Source organism: Corynebacterium marquesiae (assembly GCF_030229635.1).
In the GTDB taxonomy this organism is placed as follows: Bacteria; Actinomycetota; Actinomycetes; order Mycobacteriales; family Mycobacteriaceae; genus Corynebacterium; species Corynebacterium marquesiae.
Genome location: NZ_JASPII010000005.1, coordinates 1 through 22,182 on the forward strand (window position 1 = coordinate 1; position 22,182 = coordinate 22,182).

Annotated in this window: 23 protein-coding genes and 4 tRNA genes; 13 read left to right on the forward strand and 14 right to left on the reverse strand. The window is 62.7% G+C overall.

The features are described from left to right. Positions 1-141: 141 nt before the first annotated feature. The 3 genes from QP971_RS04375 to QP971_RS04385 all read right to left on the reverse strand — a co-directional run bounded on the left by QP971_RS04375 (position 142) and on the right by QP971_RS04385 (position 548). Positions 142-214 (reverse strand) — tRNA-Trp (locus tag QP971_RS04375). A 148-nt stretch (positions 215-362) separates the two neighbouring features. Further along, positions 363-434 (reverse strand) — tRNA-Met (locus QP971_RS04380). Positions 435-472: 38 nt separating this feature from the next. Continuing rightward, positions 473-548, reverse strand: a tRNA-Thr gene (locus QP971_RS04385). A 156-nt stretch (positions 549-704) separates the two neighbouring features. On the opposite strand from QP971_RS04385, the gene QP971_RS04390 reads away from it, so the two are divergent. Both QP971_RS04390 and QP971_RS04395 read left to right on the forward strand, forming a co-directional pair. Beyond that, positions 705-1,055, forward strand: coding sequence for a hypothetical protein (locus tag QP971_RS04390; protein WP_239278149.1), 351 nt, complete (start codon positions 705-707; stop codon positions 1,053-1,055). A 218-nt stretch (positions 1,056-1,273) separates the two neighbouring features. Continuing rightward, positions 1,274-1,552 carry a hypothetical protein gene (locus QP971_RS04395; RefSeq protein ID WP_284810957.1) on the forward strand — a complete coding sequence of 93 codons (279 nt, stop codon included), beginning with the start codon at positions 1,274-1,276 and terminating at the stop codon, positions 1,550-1,552. Between the two features lie 65 nt (positions 1,553-1,617). Here QP971_RS04395 and QP971_RS04400 read toward each other — a convergent pair. Both QP971_RS04400 and QP971_RS04405 read right to left on the reverse strand, forming a co-directional pair. Then, positions 1,618-1,699, reverse strand: a tRNA-Tyr gene (locus QP971_RS04400). A 110-nt stretch (positions 1,700-1,809) separates the two neighbouring features. Further along, positions 1,810-2,814, reverse strand: a complete 1,005-nt coding sequence (locus QP971_RS04405; RefSeq protein ID WP_269953678.1) for a polyprenyl synthetase family protein — start codon at positions 2,812-2,814, stop codon at positions 1,810-1,812. 98 nt (positions 2,815-2,912) lie between these two features. Between QP971_RS04405 and QP971_RS04410 the strand changes: the two genes are divergently transcribed. Continuing rightward, complete coding sequence (locus QP971_RS04410; RefSeq protein ID WP_284810958.1) at positions 2,913-4,178, forward strand: geranylgeranyl reductase family protein; 1,266 nt, start codon at positions 2,913-2,915, stop codon at positions 4,176-4,178. 41 nt (positions 4,179-4,219) lie between these two features. Here the strand turns inward: QP971_RS04410 and QP971_RS04415 are convergent, their stop codons facing one another. The 6 genes from QP971_RS04415 to QP971_RS04440 form a co-directional block, all read right to left on the reverse strand. Continuing rightward, positions 4,220-4,909, reverse strand: a complete 690-nt coding sequence (locus QP971_RS04415; RefSeq protein ID WP_284810959.1) for a demethylmenaquinone methyltransferase — start codon at positions 4,907-4,909, stop codon at positions 4,220-4,222. A gap of 11 nt (positions 4,910-4,920) precedes the next feature. After that, positions 4,921-6,120, reverse strand: coding sequence for a glycosyltransferase family 4 protein (locus QP971_RS04420; protein ID WP_049377884.1), 1,200 nt, complete (start codon positions 6,118-6,120; stop codon positions 4,921-4,923). Positions 6,121-6,180: 60 nt separating this feature from the next. Further along, positions 6,181-6,651, reverse strand: coding sequence for a DUF3592 domain-containing protein (locus QP971_RS04425; RefSeq protein WP_005322928.1), 471 nt, complete (start codon positions 6,649-6,651; stop codon positions 6,181-6,183). Further along, positions 6,652-8,274, reverse strand: a complete 1,623-nt coding sequence (menD, locus tag QP971_RS04430) for a 2-succinyl-5-enolpyruvyl-6-hydroxy-3-cyclohexene-1-carboxylic-acid synthase (protein WP_284810960.1) — start codon at positions 8,272-8,274, stop codon at positions 6,652-6,654. A 72-nt stretch (positions 8,275-8,346) separates the two neighbouring features. Continuing rightward, complete coding sequence (locus tag QP971_RS04435) at positions 8,347-9,078, reverse strand: hypothetical protein (protein ID WP_284787758.1); 732 nt, start codon at positions 9,076-9,078, stop codon at positions 8,347-8,349. 78 nt (positions 9,079-9,156) lie between these two features. Continuing rightward, positions 9,157-11,559 (reverse strand): ATP-binding cassette domain-containing protein, encoded by a 2,403-nt coding sequence (locus QP971_RS04440; protein ID WP_284810961.1) that lies wholly within the window; start codon positions 11,557-11,559, stop codon positions 9,157-9,159. 359 nt (positions 11,560-11,918) lie between these two features. On the opposite strand from QP971_RS04440, the gene QP971_RS04445 reads away from it, so the two are divergent. Then, entirely contained in the window at positions 11,919-12,689 is a 771-nt protein-coding gene (locus QP971_RS04445) for a hypothetical protein (RefSeq protein WP_284791585.1), read from the forward strand. Positions 12,690-12,692: 3 nt separating this feature from the next. Here the strand turns inward: QP971_RS04445 and QP971_RS04450 are convergent, their stop codons facing one another. Next, positions 12,693-13,709, reverse strand: coding sequence for an o-succinylbenzoate synthase (locus tag QP971_RS04450; protein ID WP_284810962.1), 1,017 nt, complete (start codon positions 13,707-13,709; stop codon positions 12,693-12,695). A gap of 84 nt (positions 13,710-13,793) precedes the next feature. On the opposite strand from QP971_RS04450, the gene QP971_RS04455 reads away from it, so the two are divergent. The 4 genes from QP971_RS04455 (at position 13,794) to menE (ending at position 16,789) form a co-directional block, all read left to right on the forward strand. After that, complete coding sequence (locus QP971_RS04455; protein WP_284810963.1) at positions 13,794-14,255, forward strand: DIP1984 family protein; 462 nt, start codon at positions 13,794-13,796, stop codon at positions 14,253-14,255. 293 nt (positions 14,256-14,548) lie between these two features. Further along, the gene (locus QP971_RS04460) at positions 14,549-15,517 is read left to right on the forward strand and encodes a 1,4-dihydroxy-2-naphthoyl-CoA synthase (protein WP_284810964.1); all 969 of its coding nucleotides are present in this window, start codon (positions 14,549-14,551) and stop codon (positions 15,515-15,517) included. Then, a complete protein-coding gene (locus tag QP971_RS04465) occupies positions 15,517-15,642 on the forward strand; it encodes a hypothetical protein (RefSeq protein ID WP_284791587.1) in 126 nt (41 codons plus the stop codon). Before QP971_RS04460 ends, QP971_RS04465 begins: the two co-directional genes overlap by 1 nt. A 10-nt stretch (positions 15,643-15,652) precedes the next feature. Further along, positions 15,653-16,789, forward strand: coding sequence for an o-succinylbenzoate--CoA ligase (gene menE, locus QP971_RS04470; RefSeq protein ID WP_284810965.1), 1,137 nt, complete (start codon positions 15,653-15,655; stop codon positions 16,787-16,789). Here menE and QP971_RS04475 read toward each other — a convergent pair. Then, complete coding sequence (locus QP971_RS04475; protein WP_284810966.1) at positions 16,786-17,469, reverse strand: metal-dependent transcriptional regulator; 684 nt, start codon at positions 17,467-17,469, stop codon at positions 16,786-16,788. The two genes, menE and QP971_RS04475, sit on opposite strands and share 4 nt — an antisense overlap. A gap of 108 nt (positions 17,470-17,577) precedes the next feature. On the opposite strand from QP971_RS04475, the gene QP971_RS04480 reads away from it, so the two are divergent. The 5 genes from QP971_RS04480 to QP971_RS04500 are packed head-to-tail and all read left to right on the forward strand — an operon-like array spanning position 17,578 to position 21,848. Beyond that, on the forward strand, positions 17,578-18,498 hold the full coding sequence (locus QP971_RS04480) for a metal ABC transporter substrate-binding protein (protein WP_284597796.1): 921 nt from the start codon (positions 17,578-17,580) through the stop codon (positions 18,496-18,498). After that, positions 18,498-19,208 (forward strand): metal ABC transporter ATP-binding protein, encoded by a 711-nt coding sequence (locus QP971_RS04485; protein ID WP_239274486.1) that lies wholly within the window; start codon positions 18,498-18,500, stop codon positions 19,206-19,208. Before QP971_RS04480 ends, QP971_RS04485 begins: the two co-directional genes overlap by 1 nt. Further along, positions 19,205-20,059, forward strand: a complete 855-nt coding sequence (locus tag QP971_RS04490) for a metal ABC transporter permease (protein WP_284810967.1) — start codon at positions 19,205-19,207, stop codon at positions 20,057-20,059. Before QP971_RS04485 ends, QP971_RS04490 begins: the two co-directional genes overlap by 4 nt. Beyond that, positions 20,056-20,883: a metal ABC transporter permease gene (locus QP971_RS04495; protein WP_284791590.1), complete on the forward strand. Its 828-nt coding sequence runs from the start codon at positions 20,056-20,058 to the stop codon at positions 20,881-20,883. The genes QP971_RS04490 and QP971_RS04495 overlap by 4 nt, the downstream gene beginning before the upstream one ends. A gap of 38 nt (positions 20,884-20,921) precedes the next feature. Further along, on the forward strand, positions 20,922-21,848 hold the full coding sequence (locus QP971_RS04500; protein ID WP_284810968.1) for a 1,4-dihydroxy-2-naphthoate polyprenyltransferase: 927 nt from the start codon (positions 20,922-20,924) through the stop codon (positions 21,846-21,848). On the opposite strand, the gene QP971_RS04505 is transcribed toward QP971_RS04500, so the two are convergent. Beyond that, complete coding sequence (locus QP971_RS04505; protein WP_065422238.1) at positions 21,845-22,171, reverse strand: DUF4229 domain-containing protein; 327 nt, start codon at positions 22,169-22,171, stop codon at positions 21,845-21,847. The genes QP971_RS04500 and QP971_RS04505 overlap by 4 nt on opposite strands. Between the last annotated feature and the right edge of the window lie 11 nt (positions 22,172-22,182).

A 22,182-nucleotide genomic window follows, 5' to 3' on the forward strand; every position in this document is an offset into this window, starting at 1 on the left:
TCAAACACCAGCCGAGAAAATGGCCGCACTGATAAACTCAACCGAAACATAAGAAGTGTTTCCACGACCACTAGAATCCGCCAGAAATTAGGGCATGAAGAAACCCCGCCACCTGATGCCAGATGACGGGGGTTTACTGTGCAGGGGCGACAGGACTCGAACCTGCAACCTACGGTTTTGGAGACCGTTGCGCTACCAATTGCGCCACGCCCCTATTCTTTTATTCCTCAATGCCTAAGCATCAAGCGTTGAAGACCTTACCAGAACCATAGTTCCAATCCGAAACTAGGCAACTAGGCACAGCCTGGATTGTCTTCAGCGCGGTAATAAAAAAGCGCCCTGCGGGCGCCTTTCTTTCCCGGTAGCGATGGCGAGAATTGAACTCGCGACACAGCGATTATGAGTCGCTTGCTCTACCACTGAGCTACACCGCCATATTCACCTCGGAGGAGTTCCTTCCTCCAAACATGAATGGAGCCCCCTGACAGAATCGAACTGTCGACCTTTTCCTTACCATGGAAACGCTCTGCCGACTGAGCTAAGGGGGCACATCCTAGCGTTGAACACATCGCTATTTCGTTGTGCTCTCCGTTGCGGACTCCAATAATCTAACCTGCTTTCAACGTTTTACACAAATCGCCACGTCAGAGCCCATAAATATACAGTTCAAGTGGCTTCTTTTTACGCGATGTAAACGTGCTTGAATGAAGGGCGTGTTGGATGACGAGGATCGCCAATCCAGCGATGCTACAAAGCTGTATTACAACTCCGGCTTCGCCAGCATCAGCATTACTGATCCGCGTAAGCAGTCCGATAAAGGGATAAGTCAGCTGTCTAAGCGCTTTGCGCTTGCCGACGCTCGCGAGACCGCCACCCCGCCTCTAGGTTCCACCCTGGCGGATCTTGGCAGCGCCGGCTCCTCCCACCTGCGGCGGCGGCCCCCAAAGGCGCAGAGATCGTGCAGGACAAAGGGCGGCCACTCGCATACAGAGCGTTCCACCAAAGACCTCTACTCCGCGTCCATTTCCCAGCCCACGCGATGCTACCCCCGGTAAGGTGTCAAGATCATCATCGAGCCCGCCGCTCTTTCCGTCGCCCCATTGTCCTCGCCTGGCAAGCCGCCGCAGCCGCCCAGGCGGACTTTGTGAAGACCTCTGATGGCAGCCCGTGAGGGATGATAAGACAGGAGAGCAAACCTGTTAGTACCAAGCGTCTTAGAAAGGTGTACTTTGCTGGTCCTTTAGGCCGCGATGAGAGGAGTTAGATGAGAACAATGTCCCGCCATTCATCCTTAGCAGTTTTGGCAATGATTACGGCCGTTATTTCATCATTGCTCTGCCTCGGCTATTTCATTGGCGGTTTGAATGCGGTATACGTTGCCAAGGCCCTAGCTGAATCGGATTCCACCTCATTGCCAGATATTTCTCGCAGGCTAGGAAATGGCTTTTTCTACTTCAAGATCGCTGGGGTTTTCTTAGTTGTTTTCCTCGCCAGTGCTTATGCGGTGTGTCACAGGGCTAAAAGCTCCCGCACCCAGGAGCCCAGCCAGTAGATCCCGCCTCACAGCTGCAGGTACGCTTGAACCCCCGCAAGCTTTTGCTTGCGGGGTTCATTCTGTGCCAGGTAGAAGATTCGAACTTCTGAAGGCAATGCCGGCGGATTTACAGTCCGCTCCCTTTGGCCGCTCGGGCAACCTGGCATGCACTGTGTGGTGCGAGTAAGTACTTTACTACGAACCACCCTCCCACCTACAAATCGCCAGCGTAGTAGGGGCGAATGGGGCGGGAATAAGGGGGCATCGCCAAGCAGCTAGCCCACGCGGCGCACGGTGTAATCCGCCAGTTGGCGCAGGGCCTGGCTCGCGGAGTTCTCCGGTAGCACGGCAAGCTGCTCCTCCACCGTGCGCAGGTAGGCATTGATGTCCTCCAGCGCCTTCTGACGGCCACCAGACTGGTGCAGGAGCTCGATGGCGCGCTCCACCTCGGCGTCGGAATGCAGCGGGCCAGTAAGCAGCTCACGCAGTTTGTCGCCCACTTCGCCCTCTTCTTCCAAGGCGTAGAGAACCGGCAGGGTAAATACGCCCTCGCGCAGGTCCGTGCCCGGGGTCTTGCCGGAATCCTTTGGGTCAGAGAAGATGTCGATGACATCGTCCACAATCTGAAAGATCATGCCAATGGCACCACCAATGCGGTGCAGGGCTGCGGCATGCTCGGCCGAGGCGCCGGAGTGGTAGGCACCCAGGTAGCCAGCAGAGGCGATGAGCACCGCGGTCTTTTCACGGATAACGGCCGTGTAGTGCTCCACGGCATTGGCCTCACCTGCGCCGATGGTTTCGCGCATCTGGCCGGTCACCAGCTCCTCAAAGGTATCGGCAAAGTGGGCCACGGTGTGGGTATCCAGCTCACTCATCAGGCGGGAGGCATGCGCCAGGAGCGCATCGCCGGCGAGGATGGCCACAGAGTTATTCCACCGCGAATTGGCAGATTCCACGCCGCGGCGGCGGTCCGCCTCATCCATGACATCGTCATGATAAAGGGTGGCTACGTGCACCATCTCCACGACGGTGGCGGCCTTAACAACCTCTTCGCAGCCCGGACGCGGACCATACTCGGAGGCCAGCAGCGCCATCATGGGGCGAAAGCGCTTGCCACCGGCCTTAGACAGGTGGCTGACCTTGTCCTTTAAGAAGTCCTGGCCGCGGTCGATTTCACTGCGCAGCTTGTCTTCTACTGCTTCCATGCCCGCACCAATGCGCTCGTTGAGCTGCGGATCACCAAGATCCACGTGCGTGGCATGCGATTGACCGTGAGTCATTAAATAGTGTTCCTTGCAACTAAAAGCCAGAGATAATCGATTACCTACCGTAGTCCAAACTGCGCCCCTAAACACACTCGAGGGGTCGAACTCATGCAATGATAGTCCTCATGTCGGAGCAGATCGATTCCCAAACCTATGTCGAGGTCGCCATCATTGGCGCTGGGCCTGCCGGAGCCGCCGCCGCGATTCATGCCGCACGCGCCGGTTATGACACCCTCCTTATTGATTCCGCGACGTTTCCCCGCGATAAAACCTGCGGCGACGGGCTCACCCCGCGCGCGATGCACCAGCTTGCGGAGCTCGGCATTGTGGTCAACGCCTCCTACCGCAATCGCGGCCTGAAACTGCACGGCTACGGCGGCGATATTACCGCGCCTTGGCCGGAGACCTACCCCTCCCAGGTGGGCACGGCCCTGCCGCGCTACCGCTTTGATGCCCTGCTTGCCGACGCCGCCCGGAAAGCCGGCGCCACCCTCCTCACCGGCACCCCCGCCACCGATCCGGTGCTCGAGGGCAACCGCGTGACCTCCTTCCGCGTGGGAGAGGCCACAGTGCATGCCAAGTGGATCATCGTGGCCGATGGCGTGCGCTCTACTTTTGGCAAGAAGCTCGGCCGCACCTGGCACCGCGAGGAGGTCTATGGCATTGCCGCGCGTTCCTATGCTTCCTCTACGCATGCCACTGAGCCCTGGATGCACTCCCACGTTGAGCTCAAGGACGAAGAAGGCGAGGTGCAGCCCGGCTACGGTTGGATCTTCCCGCTCGGCCCCGAGCTAGGCCAGGTCAATATCGGCCTCGGCGCGCTGTCGACCGCGCAGCGCCCCGCCAAGATCAACACCAAGAAGCTGCTCGAGTTCTACGCCACCCAACAGCGCACCGAGTGGGGACTCGGGGAAATTGAGCACGTTACCTCTGCCTTACTGCCCATGGGCGGCGCGGCATCTAACGTGGCCGGCGCCAATTGGATGCTCATTGGTGATGCCGCGGCCTGCATCAACCCCCTCAACGGCGAGGGCATCGATTATGGCTTGGAGACCGCCGCGCTGGCCGTAGCCCTGCTCGGCCCGAAGGATTTCACCCTGGCCTGGCCGGCCGTCTTGCGCGAGCACTACGGCGAGTCCTTCCTCTTGGCCCGCACGGCCGCGCGCTTGCTTACTTATCCGCAGTTCCTACCGCTGGCCGGTCCACTGGCCCTGCGCGGGCCCATCGGCCGCATACTCATGCCGGCCGCCGCGCGCCTGATGGGCAACCTCATTACTGACGATGACCGCGACCTCATCGCACGCACCTGGCGCGCCGCCGGCCGTACGGTCTCGTCCCTTCGCCGCGATACGCCCCTCTGGGATTCGACCGCGGCATAGTCCCCCGCCGCAGTCCTCTAGGCGCGGGCTCCGGCCCGCGCCTAGGCTGGCTTTACCGCCGAGTGCAGCGCCACGATGCCGAAGGTAAGGTTCTGCCAGCCGGCCTCGGCCCAGCCATTGCGATTGATAACCGCGGCAAGCTCCTCCTGCCTGGGCCACGCGCGAATGGATTCCGCGAGGTAGATATATGCCTCCGGGTTAGAAGAGACCAGGCGCGCTACCGGCGGGAGCAGACGCATCAAGTATTCCTTGTACACGGTGCCAAAAATCGGTACCACCGGGGTGGAAAACTCCGCCACCGCAAGGCGCCCGCCCGGCTTGGTCACGCGCGCCATCTCGCGCAGGCCGAGCTCAAAGTCGTGGATATTACGCAGGCCATAAGAGATGGTCACGGCGTCAAAGGTGTTATCCGCAAACGGCAGCTTCATGCCATCGCCAGCCACCTTGGGCACGTCGCGCTCGCGGCCGGCGGCCAGCATGCCACGAGAGAAATCACACGCCACGCACCACGCACCGGACTTGGAAAGTTCCACGGTGGACACGGCGGTACCCGCTGCAAGGTCGAGAACCTTCTCGCCCGGCTTAAGGTTCAAACGCTCCCGGGTGCGCTTGCGCCAGTGCGCGTCCTGCCCAAAGGACAGCACGGTATTGGTGAGGTCGTATTTCTCGCCCACGGCGTCAAACATGCGCGCCACATCGAAGGGCTTTTTATCCAGATCTGCCTTAGACACAAATGATCAGTCTAGGCTACGCGGGCGCCAAGGGCACGAGCCGCCCACCGCGGCAGCTCGGGACGCTGGCCCAGAATGGTCAGCGGCACCCGGCGAGTATCCTCCAGTACCTCTTCGTAATAGCCCACGAGCTGCTCGCACAGTGCTTTCCACGTCTTGGAGGAAATGGACTCGCGGGCATTGTCCCGCATTTCCTGGTGGATCTCCGGATTGAGCAGCGCGTCCACCGCGTTGGGGAGGTCTTCCACAAAGGTCTGTACATCCAGCAGAAGGCCGTTATAGCCCTCGTCGATGAGGTCTACCGGGCCACCAGCCCGCGGCCCGATGGTCGGCACGCCGGAGGCCTGCGCCTCCTGGATGGACTGACAGAAGGTCTCGAACTCGCCGGCGTGGACAAAGACGTCCAAGGAAGCATAGGCGGCGGCGAGGTCTTCGCCGGACAGCGCACCGGTAAAGACAGCACCGGGCAGCTGGGCTTCCAACAGCGGACGCTCCGGCCCATCGCCCACGATGACCAGCTGGATATCCTCGCGCCCGTTGAGCGCCGAGAGGCGGTGCACGCCCTTTTCTGCGGCGAGGCGACCAACGAATCCCACCACATTCTTGGTGCCGCTCGGATCCCAGCTGCGGCGCAGCTCGTCAGAGCGCTTGGACGGGTGGAAAAGTTCCGCGTTCACGCCACGACCCCAGTGGCGCACGTTCTTAATGTGGTGCTTTTCCAAGTCCCGGATGGTCAGCGAGGACGGTGCCAGCGTCATCTGGCAAGAGTTATGAATCGTGCGCAGCCACTCCCACACGCCATAGGCCAGCGCGGAGGCATGGTACTTGGTGGCAAAACCGGCAACATCGGTCTGGTACAACGCCACGGCGGGCACGCGCTGCTGGCGGGCGGAGAAAGCGCCAGCCGCGCCGAGTACGAAGGGGCTGGCTAGGTGAATGATATCCGGCTTGAAGTCACGCAGCGCCTCATCCACCGCCGTGGTGGGAACGCCCACCGGCAGCGAATCCACCAGCGGCACGCGCACGGTGGGCACGCGGTAGATGGGGAACCCGAGGTAGTCCGGGATTTCCTCCTGCCCCTCACGGGCGCCCGGCGCAATGACGATGGCCTCTTGGCCGGTCTCGTGCAGGTGCTCCAAAACGCGCAGCACGGAGTTGGTCACACCATTGACATTGGGGAGGAAGGATTCAGCCACGATCGCAACACGCATGCCACCATCATGGCCCATCTTCTTAAGTTTATGGTGAAGCCAGCGGAAAATCTTGGTTAATTATTTCTCCGCGCGACGGGTAAAGAAGCTAATCAGCTTCCACAGCACGGCCGCGATGAGCGTGGCAACCACACCTACCGAGAGCGCCGGGATAATGGCCAGCGTCCATTCGCGGCCTTCGACCTTGACCAGGTCTGGGTCGTCTTGAGCGTATTGCACCCACACCTGCTGGCCCTCGCCCAGCCCACTGGGATAGAGCAGCCCGTGCTGTGGGGTGTGGTAAATCCCTTCACTGTCTTGGAAATCCACCGTGGTGCGCAGCATGCCCACATCCTTGACCGTGGCCAAAGCGCGCGCGGGGTGGCTGGCGATGGCGTGGTCATTCAGCGCCGGCCCGATGACCATGCCCACCACACCCACCAGCGCGGCCAGATACAGCGCCAGCGTCAGCTGGTGTAGGCGGCGGCGATAGACCGCGGGCGTATAGCGCGGCACCACGGCCGCGTGCGGCTTATGCTGCGGCGGGGCCACTTACTGGCCTACCTTTGCGGTGAGCTTCTCATTGAGCGCCCGGCGCGTGGCACGGGTGGTCTTGGCCTCCACGACGGTAATTCCGGTGGAGTATTCCTTCAGCTCCGCCAGCGTATCCAATAGCTCCTGCGGGGTAGTTACCTCGCGGTAGTCTGCTTCATAGGCTTCTGCCAGCTTGCCGACGTCCACCCCATGCGGCGTTCCAAACGCCGGCTCGAAGGACTCGCGCAGCGCATCGGCACCTTGTTCCAGGGTCTCGAAGATGCCGCCACCATTGTCATTGGCCACCACGATGGTGAGGTTTTCCGGTCGCGCCTGATCTTCCGGGATGAGCAGGCTATTCGCGTCATGTAAGAAGGTGACATCCCCCATGAGCGCCACAACGCGTGGGGCACGCCAATTTGTGGGATCCAGCGATTGCGTGGCCAAGGAAATGCCGATGGCCTGGGCGATGGTTCCGTCAATACCGGCCGCCCCGCGCGGCGAGTACGTATCCACGCCGTCGAAAGGCAGGCCTACCAAGGCTGCATCGCGCACCGGGTTCGAGGCTCCCAACACCAGAGTGTCATTGACGGAGAGCGTATCGCCCACCGCGGCTGCGACGTGCAGACCGGTAAATCCCAGTTCCTCATCCTCGAGGGTCTCACGCACCGCTTGCCCCGCCATATCGGTTGCGCCTTCGCAGATCTTCATCCACTCGCGGCTCGGCTCACCGGTGACCTTGACGGTGGTGCCAAGCCGGGCCTCTTCGCCGCGCTGGTTGGTGAAGTCCTTGGTGCGCGAGAGCACCACCAGCTCGATATCCGGGTCATTCATCAGCGCTAGCACGCTGCGGTGCAGCGTCGGATGCCCCACGACGATGACCTGTTCAACCTTGGTGTTGACCACATAATCATTCGCGGAGACCTGCGCCTTGCGGAAGATGTGCGCCGCCGCCGGATGCACCGGATGGTACGGGCCCGGCGCGCTCGGCTCTGCGATGGTTGGCACGTCTTGGAGGCCTTCTACCTCCCAGGCCTCATCGCCCGCAATGACCAGTGTGTTCTTGCTCAAATCCACGGCCACTTCCCCGTGGTCCACAAAGGCCGGTGCTGGCTCGCGCACGCCATCGCCGGAGGTGTGGTCCGGCAGGGTGGCGTCGACAAGCGGGGCATCAAAGGCCACATTGATGTGTACCTGTAGGTCTTCGCGGAAACGCTGGGCCATCGCCGCGATATCGTCCGCGTCGGTGACCTGGGTGGTGTCCGCATAGACGCCGAAGATGCCCTGCTGCTCGATGGTCTGCGACGCCCCCGTGCCCACCAGGCGCTCCGGCCGATCCGCGCTAATGATGGCCAGCGGCGTATGGGAATAGTGTGCCTCCACCACGGCTGGCAGAGTATTGGCCACCGCAGTTCCCGAGGTCATCACCACGCCCACGTGGCGGCGCTGCACCCGCGCCATGCCCAGGGCGGTAAACGCTCCCCCGCGCTCGTCGAGGCGGGTGTGGACGCGGATATCATCACGCGCCAACAGCGCCAGCGACAGCGGCGCGTTGCGCGAACCAGGGCACAAGACGACATCCGTGAGGTGGCGCGCCAGTTGGGCGGCTACCTTCTCAGCCAACTGCATCGATTCATTCATGCCGCCCGATTTTACCTGCCCGCGCGCCATTTCCCTTACCGGGCAGGTGCTGGGCGCTTAGTTCTGAGCGCCCTACTGGTTGGCCGGCTGCTCGCCGCCGCCCAGCAGATCGTTAAGGAGGCCCTCAATGTCCACGTCGCTGCCCTTATCCAGCTGGTCTTGTACCTCCGGTGGCAACTCGGTCGGGATATCGGACGGCAGGTCATTTTGGAAGTCCGGCAGCTTCGGCAGCCTATTGGAGTCCTCATCCTGCGTATCCGGCTCTTCGGTCTGGGTCACGGTGGTGGGAACCTCCGTGGTCAGCGTTTCCGTCACCGGCTGTGGGTCCGGCTTATCCGCCTCGTCCGCAGCATTGCGCCACAGGAAAAACAACACAGCCGCAGCCAGTACTGCAAGTACCGCGATGGCTGCGAAGACGCCGGCCATAGCCCCGCCACCGCTGCCTTTCTTCTTGCGCTTTTCCGGCTGGTCTGGATCATAGTCCGACGGAACCGGCTCGTACTCGGGCTGCTGCGCGTATTGCTGGCCATATGCCTGCCCGGCCGGCTGCTGATAGTTCTGGCCGTAGCTTTGCTGCTGACCGTAGCCCTGCTGATAGCCAGCGGCCGCATCGAATTGACGAGTCTCATTCTGCGGCTGCTGGTCGCCCGGGAAGTACTGCTTGGGGTGCTCGCGGCGCGCTTGGTCGCGGCTGGGGCCGGCGGCATTATCGGGCACGCGGCCAATCTGGCGCGTGGCATCATCCGCCGGGCTGGACCAGCTGCGGGTTTCATTATTATCGCCATGAGGGCCTTTAGAAGTCATACCCTCTACCTCTACCCCATTTTGCTGTGAGATCCCAGAGAGGTCTCCCACAGCTAACGGGTAGCTAAGGCTCGCTGCTTAATGCGCTCGGCGTGCACTCAAGGCGCGGCCCGTGGCGGTATCCACTGCGGCAACCTGCGCCGGGGTGGCATCCGCGATAATGCGGCCGCCATCTTCGCCAGCGCCCGGGCCCATCTCAATGATGCGGTCCGCATTCGCCATGACCGAAAGATCATGCTCGACGACGATTACCGTATGGCCCGCATCCGCCAGCTTGTGCAGCTCGGTATTGAGCAGGTCGATATCGGCTGGGTGCAGGCCCGTGGTGGGCTCGTCCAGCAGATAGACCGTGTGGCCGCGACGCGAGTTGCGGGAACGCTGCAGCTCCGTGGCCAGCTTGATGCGCTGAGCCTCGCCGCCGGACAGCTCCGGCGCGCCCTGGCCCAAGCGGAGGTAGCCCAGGCCGACGGCCTGCAACGTGGCGATGGCGCGGTAAATCTTTTCTTCCTCGGCAAAGACCCCTGCGGCCTCGTCCACGGTCAGCTCCAAAATGTCCGCGATGGTGCGGCCCTGCCAGGTCACCTCCAAGGTCTCGTCATTGAAGCGGGCACCGCCGCATTCTGGACATGTGGTGTACGAGCCCGGCAAGAAGACCAGCTCCACCTCGATTTTGCCCGCGCCGCCGCAGGTGGGGCACTGGCCTTGCTTTACGTTGTAGGAAAAGCGCGAGACCGTCCATTTGCGCTGCTTGGCCTCATCGCTGGCGGCGAAGAGCTTGCGAACGTTATCGAAAAGCCCGGTATAGGTTGCCAGCGTGGAACGCGGGGTGCGGCCAATGGGCTTCTGGGTAATCTGCACGACGCGCTTGACTCGGTCAAAGCCCTCCGTGCTCTCCACGGACCAGCCCTTATCCTCGGTGTCTTCCTCGTCAGAAACGGCCGTAGCGGACTGTCGCAACAGGCCAGCCAGCACCGTGCTGACCAGGGTGGATTTGCCCGAGCCGGAGACACCGGCGACCGCCGTGAATTGGCCCAAGCCAAAGTCCACATCCACGTTGTCGATGCTGCGTGCGTTGATGCCGCGGAGGGCGAGGTGGGAGGAGGGGGTGCGGGGGTCGTCGGCAAGCGTGAGCGTGCGGTGAGCCAGCGCATTGGCGGTAGGGGTGTCCGCGTCATAGTCTTCGACCGGGCCCGAATAGACCACGTTGCCGCCGCGCTCGCCGGCCAGCGGGCCGACGTCAACGAGCCAGTCCGCTTGCGCGACCAAATCCATGTCATGCTCCACCAAGAGCACGGAGTTGCCGGCCGCGATGAAACGGCGGCACATATCCATGACCGCATCGCGCTCATCGGGGTGCAGGCCGGCCGAGGGCTCGTCGAGCACATACGCCACGCCAAAGAGACCGGAGCGCAGCTGCGCCGCCAGACGGATGCGCTGCATCTCGCCGCCGGATAGGCTTTGCGTCGGCCGATCCAGGCTGAGGTGCGCCAAGCCGAGCTCCAGCGCCGAGGTCAAGGCGGGAAGAATCTGTTTGAGCAGCAAATCCTCGGCCGAGTTCTCCTCCGGGTTCTGCTTGCTGAGCACCTCATGCACCCTATCCAACGGCAGCGCGCCCAGCTCATCAATCGGCATGCCCGCATAGGTGACCTTCAGCGCGGCCGGGTTGAGGCGGCGGCCGCCACAGGTCTCGCACCCGCGGGATTCCATATAGGACAGGGTGCGCTTGCGCAGCGTATCCGATTGGGTCTCCGCCAGCGTCTTATTGAGGTAGCTGGCCACCGAGCGCCACGTGCCTTCATAATTGCGCTGAATCTGGTCCTTGCCGCGCAAAGGTTTGACCGTGACTACGGGGCGCTCTTCCGTGAAGAGGATCCAGTCGCGGTCCTCTTGCGGCAGGTCCTGCCACGGCGAATCCAGGTCATACCCCAAGTTCATCAAGATGTCGTGGAAGTTCTTGCCGGCCCAGGCACCGGGCCATGCTTGGATGGCGCCTTCTTCGATGGAGAGAGTGGGATCCGGGACCATGGACTCCTCGGTGGGCTCATGCACCACGCCCGTGCCGTGGCACTGCGGGCACATGCCCTCCGGGGTGTTCGGAGAGAAAGAATCCGAGTACAGGCCCTCCGGGTTATCCCCGGCGCGCGAATAGAGCAGGCGCACGCTATTGGAGAGCGCGGACACCGTGCCCACCGTGGAGCGCGCACCGCCGCCGGAGGTGGATTGTTGCAGCGCGACCGTCGGCGGTAGGCCCTCTACCTGGCTGACCTGCGGGTCGACGGCCGAACTAATGAGGCGGCGGGCGAAGGGCGCCACCGATTCGAGATAGCGGCGCTGGCCTTCGCCGTGGATCGTGCCGAATGCCAGCGAAGACTTGCCCGAACCAGACACACCTGTGACCGCAACGAGCTTGCCGCGGGGCATATCGACGTCGACGTTGCGCAGATTGTGCAGGTGGGCATCGCGGACCTTGATAGTAGACATGTCCTCTAGCGTACGCACAGGTGACGGGCTGGGCAGTTTGAAGTTTGACAGCAGTCTCCTTAAGCGGTTCGCCGGTTCTCTTTTCCCGGTTCACCGGTTTCAACGATTTCGTCCATACATATCGCGAAAATCGTCGACGATTTAGGTGTTTTAGATGGACGAAATCGTTGAAACGAGGAAATCGGAACCTTCCTGGAAGATTTCCAGTCCAATGAGTCATGTGGACGAGAAATGAATTACTAGTTTTAGGCCTTACTGACTATCAAATCCGCAGCAGGGTTAGTGAGGGAACGCTGTTACGCTTGCGGCGCAATTGTTACGTCGCGGCGGAGGCGAGTACGAAGGATAAGCTCGCCGCGGTGGCGCAGCTTTATCCGGATGCGGTATTTACAGGGACGGCGGCGCTCGCGGCGTACGGCTTTTGTGAGGTGCAGCTGCCGGCAACGATTCGGGTGGATAACAATTGCCGGACACATGCGAATGAGCTGGTGCGTACTGTGAGGTCGCGGCCAGTGCCAGCAAATCGGGTGAAAGGTGTGCGGATGGCGTTGCCCGCGCAGGCGGTAGCAGATGCGCTGAGCTTCGAGCGCTGCGGCGAGTGGCTGCTGAAGGAAACACTGGCGCAGGCGTATCGCGGGCTCAACGGGAGGGGAAGGTTTGCGGCCGATTTAGAGATGGTAACCAGCAAGGAAAAGGACGCGGTACGCGAGCTGGCGGAGGAGGCGCCGGTCGGGACGGCGTCGAAGTGGGAGCAGCGGATGTACCACGAGATGCGGCGGGTGGGTCTCAAGCCTGTACCAAATTTCCGGTTAGGACCGTATACCTGGGATTTAGGCTTCAAAGCGGGAACGACCGTGGTGGACTTGGACTCGCTTTACTATCACACGCCGGAGAATAATCACCGGGAATTCCTCATCGGAACATGGAAGACCAATCATGCGGTGCAACACGGGTGGGCGCCACTGAAATTCACAGATGAATGCACCGACTACCACCTCAAGCTGGTGGTGGAGACGGTGCAAGAAACGGTGGCGCATCGGCGCAGTGTGCGCGGGTTAAAGAGCAGGCCACAGAAGGTGCGCCGGGCGATGGCAACTCCGGCGTGGAGGTTTCATCAGAGCTTGCTCTAGGCCCTAGCCAGCAAGATGCGGCCAGCAAGCACGAACGCGGTCGAACCACCAATCGCGGCGGTCGGCGGGGGCGGCGAGTGCAGCGAGGCGGTCTGGGTCGGGGGCGAGGATATCGGCGGGAAGGTGGCCATCGACAAGCGGGCGCGGGGCGGTGACATCCTCTTCGAAAAGGGAGCCGGTGGCAAGACCGGCGGCGGCCGGGGTGACGTCGATGTCCTCGTCGTCGTAGATGCGCGGAAGCGCGGCGACGGCTGCAAGGCCCATATTGATGCCAATGGAGGTATCGAGCGCGGAGGCCACCGTGATATCCATATGGCGCTGGCGCAGGTGTTGGGCCACCTCGAGGACGCGGCGCACGCCGCCGAGCGGGGCGGGCTTGACCACGGCAACATCTGCGGCCTGCAGCTCGGCGACGCGGTACGGGTCGGCGACCTTGCGAATGGATTCATCGGCGGCGACGCGCACAAAGAGACCCGCGCGCATAAGGCGGCCGCGGACCTGGGCGAGTTCCTCGGTGGTGGCGCAGGGCTGTTCCATATAATCCAGCGGCATCATCATCTGCGCGGCCTCGACCGCCTCATCGACGGTCCAGCCGCCGTTGGCGTCCACGCGCAGGATAGGGATATCGCCGCGTTGGGTGACGGCGTCGCGGACGGCGCGGACGCGAGCGGCGTCGTCGGCAAGCGTGTGCCCCTTCTCCGCTACCTTGATTTTGAAGGTGCGGCAGCCGGGGTAGCGCTCCACCACGGCCGGAACCTCGCTGGCGGGTACGGCTGGGATGGTGGCGTTGACCTCGATGGAATCGCGCACCGGCTCCGGGAAGCCCTCGTAGGCGGCCTCGAGCCCGGCGCGCAGCCAAGCGGCGGACTCGGCCGGGCCGTATTCCAGGAAGGGCGCGAACTCGCCCCAGCCGGCCGGGCCATCGATGAGCAAGGCTTCCCTGGTGGTAATGCCGCGGAAACGCACGGCGAGCGGGAGGGAGACTACGTGGGCGCGGTCGAGGACGTCATCGATATGCATGGCCTTCATGGTAGCGCCCGCTAGCCGTTGACCCCTCCCCCGCTCTGCGCTATTTTGGGAACCCATACCAATAGAGGAGGAATTATGCTGCTAGCTGAGGCATTGGCGGAGCGCGCCCAGGCACAGGAGCGCCTCAATAGCCTGCACGAGCGGCTGCTCACCGTAGCCCGCGTGCAGGAGGGCGATACCCCGGATGAGGATCCGCAGAAGCTGCTGCGCGAGCTCGACGGCGTGGCCGGGCGCATCGATGAGCTGGTGCAGGCCATCAATGCGACGAATATCGCCACCGCCTTTGATGAGAAGAGGAACTTGATGGAAGCCCTCGCGCTTCGCGACGGCCTCTTGCGCAAGCGCCGCATCTACCACGACCTAGCGCAGCGCGCGGGCACGCGCTCGGATCGTTATTCCCGCACCGAGATCAAGTTTGTCTCCACCATCCCGGTGGCGGAGCTGCGCAAGCGCGTCGATGATTTGTCTAAGCAGTACCGCGAGCTGGATACCCGCATCCAGCAGCTGAACTGGAATACCGAACTGAAAAACGGATAGTCATATCGCGCGCTACGTAAAGCGCGCGATGGTAGCCCACACGCCTGCAGCGAGCAGGCCCCCACCCTGGAGGGGAAAATCCTGGGACACAGGCCCCCTTTAGCGCTTTAAGGGGCGGGGAGTTCGAGTCTCCCCATAGCATGGAGTACCGCGCTGGTATGGCGTACACGGGTATTATGCGGGGCAACAACCTCGCAGTATCGCGTATTGATTATTACCGGCCTGCTGGGCAGCGTGTGTGGGTGAGGGTTGGGAATGGGGACTATTCTTCTTTTGCCACTAAGCTGGCCTTTATGAGCGAGCAGAGAAAGTACAGCACCGATAATCCGTTCCGGCCGGAATTGTGGCATACCGTAGAAGGTTTTGAGGACCTGACGGATATCACCTATCACCGGCTCAACGGCGAGGGCCGCAAGAACGGCATCGTGCGCATTGCCTTTGACCGCCCGGAGGTGCGCAATGCGTTTCGCCCGCATACCGTAGACGAGCTCTACCGCGCCTTGGATCACGCACGCCGCACGCCGGATGTGGGCACGATCTTGCTCACCGGCAATGGGCCGTCCGAAAAGGATGGCGGCTGGGCGTTTTGTTCCGGCGGCGACCAGCGCATTCGCGGCCGCTCCGGATACCGCTACGCCACCGAGCACGCCCACGATGACGCCACCGCGGATGAATCCACCGTGGACACTGCCCGCGAGAAGGTGGAGGGCGGCCGCCTACACATCCTCGAGGTCCAACGCCTTATCCGCACCATGCCCAAGGTGGTTATCGCCGTGGTCAATGGTTGGGCGGCCGGCGGCGGACACTCGCTGCACGTGGTCTGCGATATGACGGTCGCTTCCCGCCAAGAGGCGCGCTTCAAGCAGACGGATGCGGACGTGGGGTCCTTCGACGCCGGCTATGGCTCGGCGTACCTGGCCAAGATGGTGGGCCAGAAATTCGCCCGCGAGATTTTCTTCTTGGGCCGCACCTACGATGCCCAGCGCATGTACGAAATGGGCGCGGTCAACGAGGTCGCGGACCACGGCGAGCTCGAGGACGCCGCCATCCGCATGGGCCAGGAGATCAACATGAAGTCCCCCACCGCCCAGCGCATGCTGAAGTTTGCCTTCAACCTCACCGATGATGGCCTGATGGGCCAGCAGGTCTTCGCCGGCGAGGCCACCCGCCTGGCGTATATGACCGACGAAGCCGTCGAGGGCAAGGAGTCCTTCCTGGAAAAGCGCGAGCCTAATTGGGATAGCTTCCCGTACTACTACTAATGCTTATCGCTTTTTGTATCGGCATTGCCGTCGTTGCCACAGGTGCGCTCGTGGCCGGGCGCATTGTGTTGCTGCGCGGCATACGCAAGGCGGAAAAAGACGAATCCCGCCCCTTCGACGGTTAAAATCGCCTCCGTGACTATCCTCTCCCCGCTTCCGGTTGATCCGCATAACCCGGCCAGCATCCTCCCCGATTTGGAGGCCGCCATTGCTGGCCAAGGGTGCTTTTTGCCGCTCCCGCTTGCCGACGCCACCCGCGCCACCCTCCTGCGCAATACTCAACGCGCCGGCGAGCCCATCGACCCCAGCATCGCGCTGGTGATGTCCACCTCTGGTTCCACCGGCACGCCGAAAGGCGCGCAGCTTACCCCGGCAAACCTCGTAGCTAGTGCGGATGCCACCCACCAGGTGCTCGGCGGCACCGGCCAGTGGTTGCTCGCTATGCCGGCCCACCACATCGCCGGCATCCAGGTACTAGTGCGCTCGCTGGTGGCGGGCGTGGATCCGCTGTGCATGGATCTCAGCGAGGGCTTCGATATCCCTACCTTCGCCCGCGCAGCTGCAGAGCTCGACCGCACTGGCGACCGCACCTATACCGCGCTGACCCCGCTGCAACTGGCCAAGGCCATGGATTCGGTCGCAGGCATCGACGCGCTACGCACTTTCGATGCCATCCTGGTCGGCGGCGCGGCCATCAACCCGCGCCTGCGCGCAGCGGCCGAGGAGCTGGGCATTGCAGTAGTGGCGACGTATGGATCCTCCGAAACCGCCGGTGGCTGCGTCTACGACGGCCGCCCGATCCCCGGCGCGCAGGTCCGCGTCCAGGACGGCCGCATCCTCTTGGGCGGGCCCACCATCGCCCACGGCTACCGCAACGCGCCCGAGCACCAGGCCTTCCGCGAGCCAGGCTGGTTCGCCACTTCCGACGGCGGCTTTATCGACGCCGGCACCCTCACCGTCACCGGCCGGCTGGATAACGTCATCGATTCCGGCGGCCTCAAGCTGCACCCAGAGGCGCTAGAAACCGAAATCCTCAAGGTTAAGGGCGTGGACCATGCCTGCGTCGTCGGCGTGCCACACCCACGGCTCGGCCAGGCAATCATGGCGGCGTACACCGGCTGGGCCGATATCGGCGATATCCTCGAAGCCCTCGAGGACGCCGAGCTTCCCCGCTGGCAGATACCGAAAGACATCAAGCGCCTCGCGGAATTTCCCACGGCCGGGCCAGGCAAAATAGACCGCCGCGCGGTGGCGCGCATCTTCGGCGCTTAGCTACCTTCCGCGTCGCGCACCGCAATCTCGCGCGCCGCGGATTCCCCGAGCGAAAAGCTGGCTTCATTATCCACGCTGACCTCTAGGAGGCCGGCTACCGGCGGGGCAACGACGGTCAGCCGCACGCCCGGCCGAACCCCGTGTTTGTCCAAGTAGCGCAGGAATTCGCCATCGGCGTCATTGACCTGTTCCATGGTGACGGGAGAGTTGGGTGGGACGTCGGCAAGCGTAATGCGCGAGAGCGGCTCAGCCGTGCCATCGGCTGCCGGAATGGGATCGCCGTGGGGATCGCGCGCAGGGGCGCCGAGGAAAGCATCGATGCGCTCGACAAACCTATCGGAGGTCGCATGCTCTAGCATTTCGGCTTCCTCGTGCACCTCGTCCCAGGTATAGCCCAAGGTGCGTACCAAAAAGGTCTCGAGCAGGCGGTGGCGGCGCACCATGGCCACGGCCAATTCGCGACCTTCCCGGACCAGCCGGACGCCAAAGTAACGCTCGTGTTCCACGAGTCCCTTGGCCGCGAGGCGCTTAACGGCCTCGGAAGTGGTGGGCAGCTTTTGGCCGGCAGCCTTGGCCAGATCACCGAGCGGCATGGCGGTATCGCGTCCCGCCTTTTCCTCGTGGTTCCACAAAATCTTGAGGTAATCCTGGGTGCGTTCGGGCAGCTCGCTTACGTGCATTCACCCCATCGTAGTTCATCCTATTGCTTCCATCAGTTTCAATATGTATGTTTTTAGAAGTTCACTACATTGAACTTCGGTATTCATTTCTAATTTAAGGACTTTTCGTTGCAGAAAACCACCGCACTTCCCCTCGCCGTACTGCTCGCCGCTACTACGCTAACGGCCTGCTCAAGCGGCGATGACAACCACGGAGATAGCCTAAAAATCTTCGCCACCACCGGCTACTTGGCCGATGCTGCAGCCAACCTCGCCCCCGAAGCCGATATCACCACCATGGTCGGCCCCGGCGGTGATCCGCACACCTACCAGCCCACCACGCACGATATTGAGGCTATGAAGGACGCCGACCTCGTGCTCTGGAATGGCCTCCACCTCGAGGCCCAGATGGTGGACCAGCTCAAGTCCCTGGGAGACAAGCAGCTCGCGGTGGGCGATCAGCTCGATGAACAAGATCTCCTGCCCTGGCCGGAACAAGGAAAGGGCGGCGAGCAACTCTATGATCCGCATATCTGGAATAGCCCCAAGCTGTGGAGCCAGGCCGTTGAGAGCATCGGCGACAAACTTGGCGATATCGATTCCGAGCACGCCGCGGACTACTCCACTGCCGCCGATAACTATGAAAGCCAGATCGCCGCTGCACAGGACAAGGCTAAGAAGGAACTCGCTGCTGCGAAGCCCCGGGTGCTCATCACCGGCCATGATGCTTTCAACTACTTTGGCAAGACCTTCGACTTTGACATCCACGCCACTGATTTCGTGACCACCGAGGCCACAAAATCCGCCACCGAGATCTCCGAGCTGGCCGATACCATCGCCGATAAAAAGGTCCCCGTCATCTTCAAGGACAATCAAGCCAACCCACAGGCCATCACCTCGCTGCAGCAGGCCGTGGAGTCCCGCGGCTGGAAGGTTACCGTCTCGGACGAGGAGCTCTTCGCCGATACCCTCGGACCCGACGCGCCCACCGATACCTACCTCGGGGCTTTCGAGCACAACGCACACACCGTGGCAAAGGCCTTAAGCTAATGCTGCGCGCTACCCACCTCACCGCGGGCTATCCGCGCACGCCCCTGCTTGCCGACGCCACCTTTGCCCTCACTCCCGCCACCATCACCGGCCTCGTGGGCGCCAACGGCTCCGGCAAGTCCACCCTTGTGCGCACCTTGGTGGGCTTGCTTCCACCGCTTAACTGCGAATCGCTCACCTTTGATGGCACCAACCTTGCCCATTTCCGCCACCGGCTCGGTTACATGCCGCAGCACGCGGATATCGATTGGGATTTTCCGGCCACGGCCTTCGACGTCGCGCTTATGGGCCGCACCGCCGGCCTGCGCTGGTGGCAGTGGCCGAGCCGCGCCGATAAGCGCGCCGCTCACGACGCGCTCGCCCGCACCGGAATGCAAGAGCACTCGCACTTGCCCATTTCGGCCTTATCCGGCGGCCAGCGCCAGCGCGTCTTACTCGCTCGCACGCTCGTGAGCGATCCTGAGCTCATTATCTTGGATGAGCCCTTTGCTGGGGTCGACGCCGCAAGCCAGCGCGCCATCATGGAGGTACTGCAGAATCTGCGCGCCGATGGCGCCACCATCCTGCTGGTCCACCACAACCTGGCAGAAGTCGCCGATTTCTGCGATGAGGTCCTCATGGTGGGCCAAGGCCGCCTCATCGCGGCCGGGCCTACTAAGCAGGTGCTCACCGAATCCGCCATCGCCGACATGTTTTGCCTGCCCTCATGAACCCACTAGAACTCTTTCAGGATTTCACCTATACGCAGGCGCTTTTGGGGACGGTACTCATCGGAGCCTGCGCCGGCGCGCTCGGACCGCTGGTCTATGTGCGCCGCACCAGCCTGCTCGCTGATGCCATCTCGCATTCCTCCCTGCCTGGCCTGCTGGTCGCCTTCGTCGTGGCTACGGCCTTAGGGTGGGACGGCCGCAATATCTGGCTGCTTTCTGCCGGCGCCATCCTCACCGGCACACTGGCCGTCGGCTGTATTCACCTGATTCCACGGCTGGCCCCGCTCGGCCCGACCACCGCGATGGCCGCTACGCTTACCACATTCTTCTCCATCGGCATGCTGCTCATGCAGTATATTTCCCGCCAGCCCTTGCCCGGCAAGGCCGGCATCCAGGACTACCTGCTGGGAAACGCGTCCACGCTCACGCGCGCCGATGTGAGTTCTGCGCTCGTCATTGGCGGCGGCGTCTTGCTAATTCTTTCTTCGGTACACACTCGGCAAGCCACCGTCGCCTTTGACGCCCCCTTTGCCCGCGTAGCCGGCATTCGCACCACGGCCTTAAATGCCCTCAGCTTCCTCTCCTTAACCGCCGTCACGGTTATAGGCGTCAAGGTGGTCGGCGTGGTCCTCATGGTGGCCGTAGTCATCAGCCCGGCCGCGGCCGCCCGCCCCTGGGTTCACCGCCTGCTTCCCTTCATTGCACTAGCCGGCTTCCTAGGCGCGCTTACTGCCGCCGTGGGTTGCTACCTTTCCATCGCCTTTGGCCCGCTGCCTACCGGCCCCATCATCGTGCTGGTGCAAGCCGCCACCGTAGCGTTCAGCCTCGTCACCAGAAAGCTTCGACCATGACCCTTGCCGCTACCGCTTGCCTGCTCGCCGTCCTTACCGCCGTAGCATGCGCGCTGCCCGGCACTTTTGTAGTTCTACAGGGACAGGCCATGCTTATCGACGGCATCGGTCACGCCGTCCTCCCCGGCATCGCCGTGGGCTACCTTTTAACCTCCGATATCGACTCCCCGCTGCTGCTTATTACCGCCGCGGCCGGTGCCCTGGCCGTCGCCCTCGGCACGCGGTGGCTGCAGCGCAGCGCGCTGGTTACTGCCGACGCCGCCCTAGGCCTCATCTTCCCCGCCCTCTTTGCCGCCGGCGTCATCCTCATCTCTACCCGAATGAGCCACGTACATATCGATGTCCACGCCGTCTTGGTTGGCGATGTTAACCTCGCCGCCTTTTCCAATCCCCACTACTGCTATGTCATGGCCGCCGTGCTCGCCGCGAATGCGATCTTTTTTGCCCTTTCCCTGCCGCGTCTTGCTGCTATATCTTTTGACGCCGCGTTCTGCACCGTGCGCGGGGTCCGCTCCCGTGCTGTACAGACAACGTTTATGGCGGTCGTTGCCTGCACCGCTACTGCCGCTTTCCACGCCGCCGGCGCCATGCTGGTAATCGCCTTGATGGTCTTTCCCACCATGACCGCGCGGCTTTTCACCCGCCGCGTGCCTACCCTAATGCTCGCCGCTTGCGGCATCGCGGCACTCAGCGCAGTCGCAGGATTCTGGCTGGCCTATTGGCTTGATGCGGCCACCTCCGCCGCGATGACGGTCACCAATGCCACTCTTTTCTTCGCGGCACTAGCCGCCTATCGGCTGCGTCGTCGCGCCTACCTTGGCTAATTGCCGCCCGCGCGCGCCGCAGTGGCACAATAGTGCCTATGTCTGCCTCCAAGTCTGCCCCGCATTCCAAGGACCATTCCGCCGGCCGTTTCTCCGCCACTGCCCAGGATTGGCTCGAGGGCGCACGCCCACATACCTGGGCTAATGCGTTCGCGCCCGTCGTTGCGGGCACCGGCGCGGCATTCGGCATCGACGGCGGCCACGTGGGCCGCGCGCTCCTCGCACTCATCGTGGCATGGGCGCTTATCATCGGCGTGAACTACGCCAATGACTATTCCGATGGCATCCGCGGCACTGACGATGACCGCACCGGTCCCCAGCGCCTCACCGGCGGCGGCCTGGCCCGCCCGCAGCAGGTGAAACTCGCCGCCTTCGCCGCGTTCGCTGTGGCCGGGATCGCCGGCATCGCGCTGTCTTTTGCAGCGCACGCCTGGTGGCTCATCCTCGTCGGCGCGCTGTGCATCGCCGGCGCCTGGTTTTATACCGGCGGCAAGAACCCGTATGGCTATCGCGGGCTCGGCGAGGTCGCCGTCTTTATCTTCTTCGGGCTCGTCGCCGTGCTCGGCACCGAATTTACCCAGGCCGGCCGCCTGTCATGGTCGGGCCTCGCGCTGGCCGTGGGCATCGGCGCGATGAGCTCCGGGGTTAACCTAGTCAATAATATCCGCGATATTCCCTCCGACGCCGAAACCGGCAAGATTACGCTCGCCGTGCGCCTCGGCAACGAGAAGGCGCGCCTGCTCTTTACGGTGCTGCTCCTGCTGCCTTTCTTGCTGACTATCGGCATTGCCTTTGGCAGTTGGCTCGCACTCGCCGGCCTAGTCTATTTCCCCTTCGCGCTACGCGCTATCCGCACCGTCAACCGCGGCGCCCAAGGCCCAGAGCTTATCCCCGTGCTCGGCCTGACCGGCCGCGCGATGCTGCTGTGGGCAATTATCGAGGCCGCCGCGCTCATCCTCGTCTAGTCCTGCGCGGCGCGGCCTTCCAGCTCCGCTTGGACCCAGCGCTTGTGGGCCTTGCGCTGGGCGGAGTACTCGGCCAGCGTTTGGGTGGCCTCGATGCGCCACTTTTTAAAGATGAGCATCGATAGCGGCAGCGCCACAAAGAGCGCCAGCAGCGCTGCGATAAGCACCGGGATGGGAAAACCGATGGCGATGGCCAAAAGCTCAATCACCACGGTCAGTGCGATAAATAGCACTACACGGGCGAGCCCGTACTTCCACAGCGCCGCGCGCGAACGGCGGCGCAGTTCTGGGTCCGGCTTGGGTGGCTCAGAGTTATGCGTCATGGGGGTTGATT

Bases quoted from the DNA above. Each gene is read 5' to 3' on its own strand.
- QP971_RS04390 (WP_239278149.1), top strand. From the start codon at position 705: ATGAAGGGCGTGTTGGATGACGAGGATCGCCAATCCAGCGATGCTACA.
- QP971_RS04395 (WP_284810957.1), top strand. From the start codon at position 1,274: ATGTCCCGCCATTCATCCTTAGCAGTTTTGGCAATGATTACGGCCGTT.
- QP971_RS04405 (WP_269953678.1), bottom strand. From the start codon at position 2,814: ATGACTCACGGTCAATCGCATGCCACGCACGTGGATCTTGGTGATCCG.
- QP971_RS04410 (WP_284810958.1), top strand. From the start codon at position 2,913: ATGATAGTCCTCATGTCGGAGCAGATCGATTCCCAAACCTATGTCGAG.
- QP971_RS04420 (WP_049377884.1), bottom strand. From the start codon at position 6,120: ATGCGTGTTGCGATCGTGGCTGAATCCTTCCTCCCCAATGTCAATGGT.
- menD (WP_284810960.1), bottom strand. From the start codon at position 8,274: ATGAATGAATCGATGCAGTTGGCTGAGAAGGTAGCCGCCCAACTGGCG.
- QP971_RS04435 (WP_284787758.1), bottom strand. From the start codon at position 9,078: ATGACTTCTAAAGGCCCTCATGGCGATAATAATGAAACCCGCAGCTGG.
- QP971_RS04440 (WP_284810961.1), bottom strand. From the start codon at position 11,559: ATGTCTACTATCAAGGTCCGCGATGCCCACCTGCACAATCTGCGCAAC.
- QP971_RS04450 (WP_284810962.1), bottom strand. From the start codon at position 13,709: ATGCATATCGATGACGTCCTCGACCGCGCCCACGTAGTCTCCCTCCCG.
- QP971_RS04455 (WP_284810963.1), top strand. From the start codon at position 13,794: ATGCTGCTAGCTGAGGCATTGGCGGAGCGCGCCCAGGCACAGGAGCGC.
- QP971_RS04460 (WP_284810964.1), top strand. From the start codon at position 14,549: ATGAGCGAGCAGAGAAAGTACAGCACCGATAATCCGTTCCGGCCGGAA.
- QP971_RS04465 (WP_284791587.1), top strand. From the start codon at position 15,517: ATGCTTATCGCTTTTTGTATCGGCATTGCCGTCGTTGCCACAGGTGCG.
- QP971_RS04475 (WP_284810966.1), bottom strand. From the start codon at position 17,469: ATGCACGTAAGCGAGCTGCCCGAACGCACCCAGGATTACCTCAAGATT.
- QP971_RS04485 (WP_239274486.1), top strand. From the start codon at position 18,498: ATGCTGCGCGCTACCCACCTCACCGCGGGCTATCCGCGCACGCCCCTG.
- QP971_RS04490 (WP_284810967.1), top strand. From the start codon at position 19,205: ATGAACCCACTAGAACTCTTTCAGGATTTCACCTATACGCAGGCGCTT.
- QP971_RS04495 (WP_284791590.1), top strand. From the start codon at position 20,056: ATGACCCTTGCCGCTACCGCTTGCCTGCTCGCCGTCCTTACCGCCGTA.
- QP971_RS04500 (WP_284810968.1), top strand. From the start codon at position 20,922: ATGTCTGCCTCCAAGTCTGCCCCGCATTCCAAGGACCATTCCGCCGGC.
- QP971_RS04505 (WP_065422238.1), bottom strand. From the start codon at position 22,171: ATGACGCATAACTCTGAGCCACCCAAGCCGGACCCAGAACTGCGCCGC.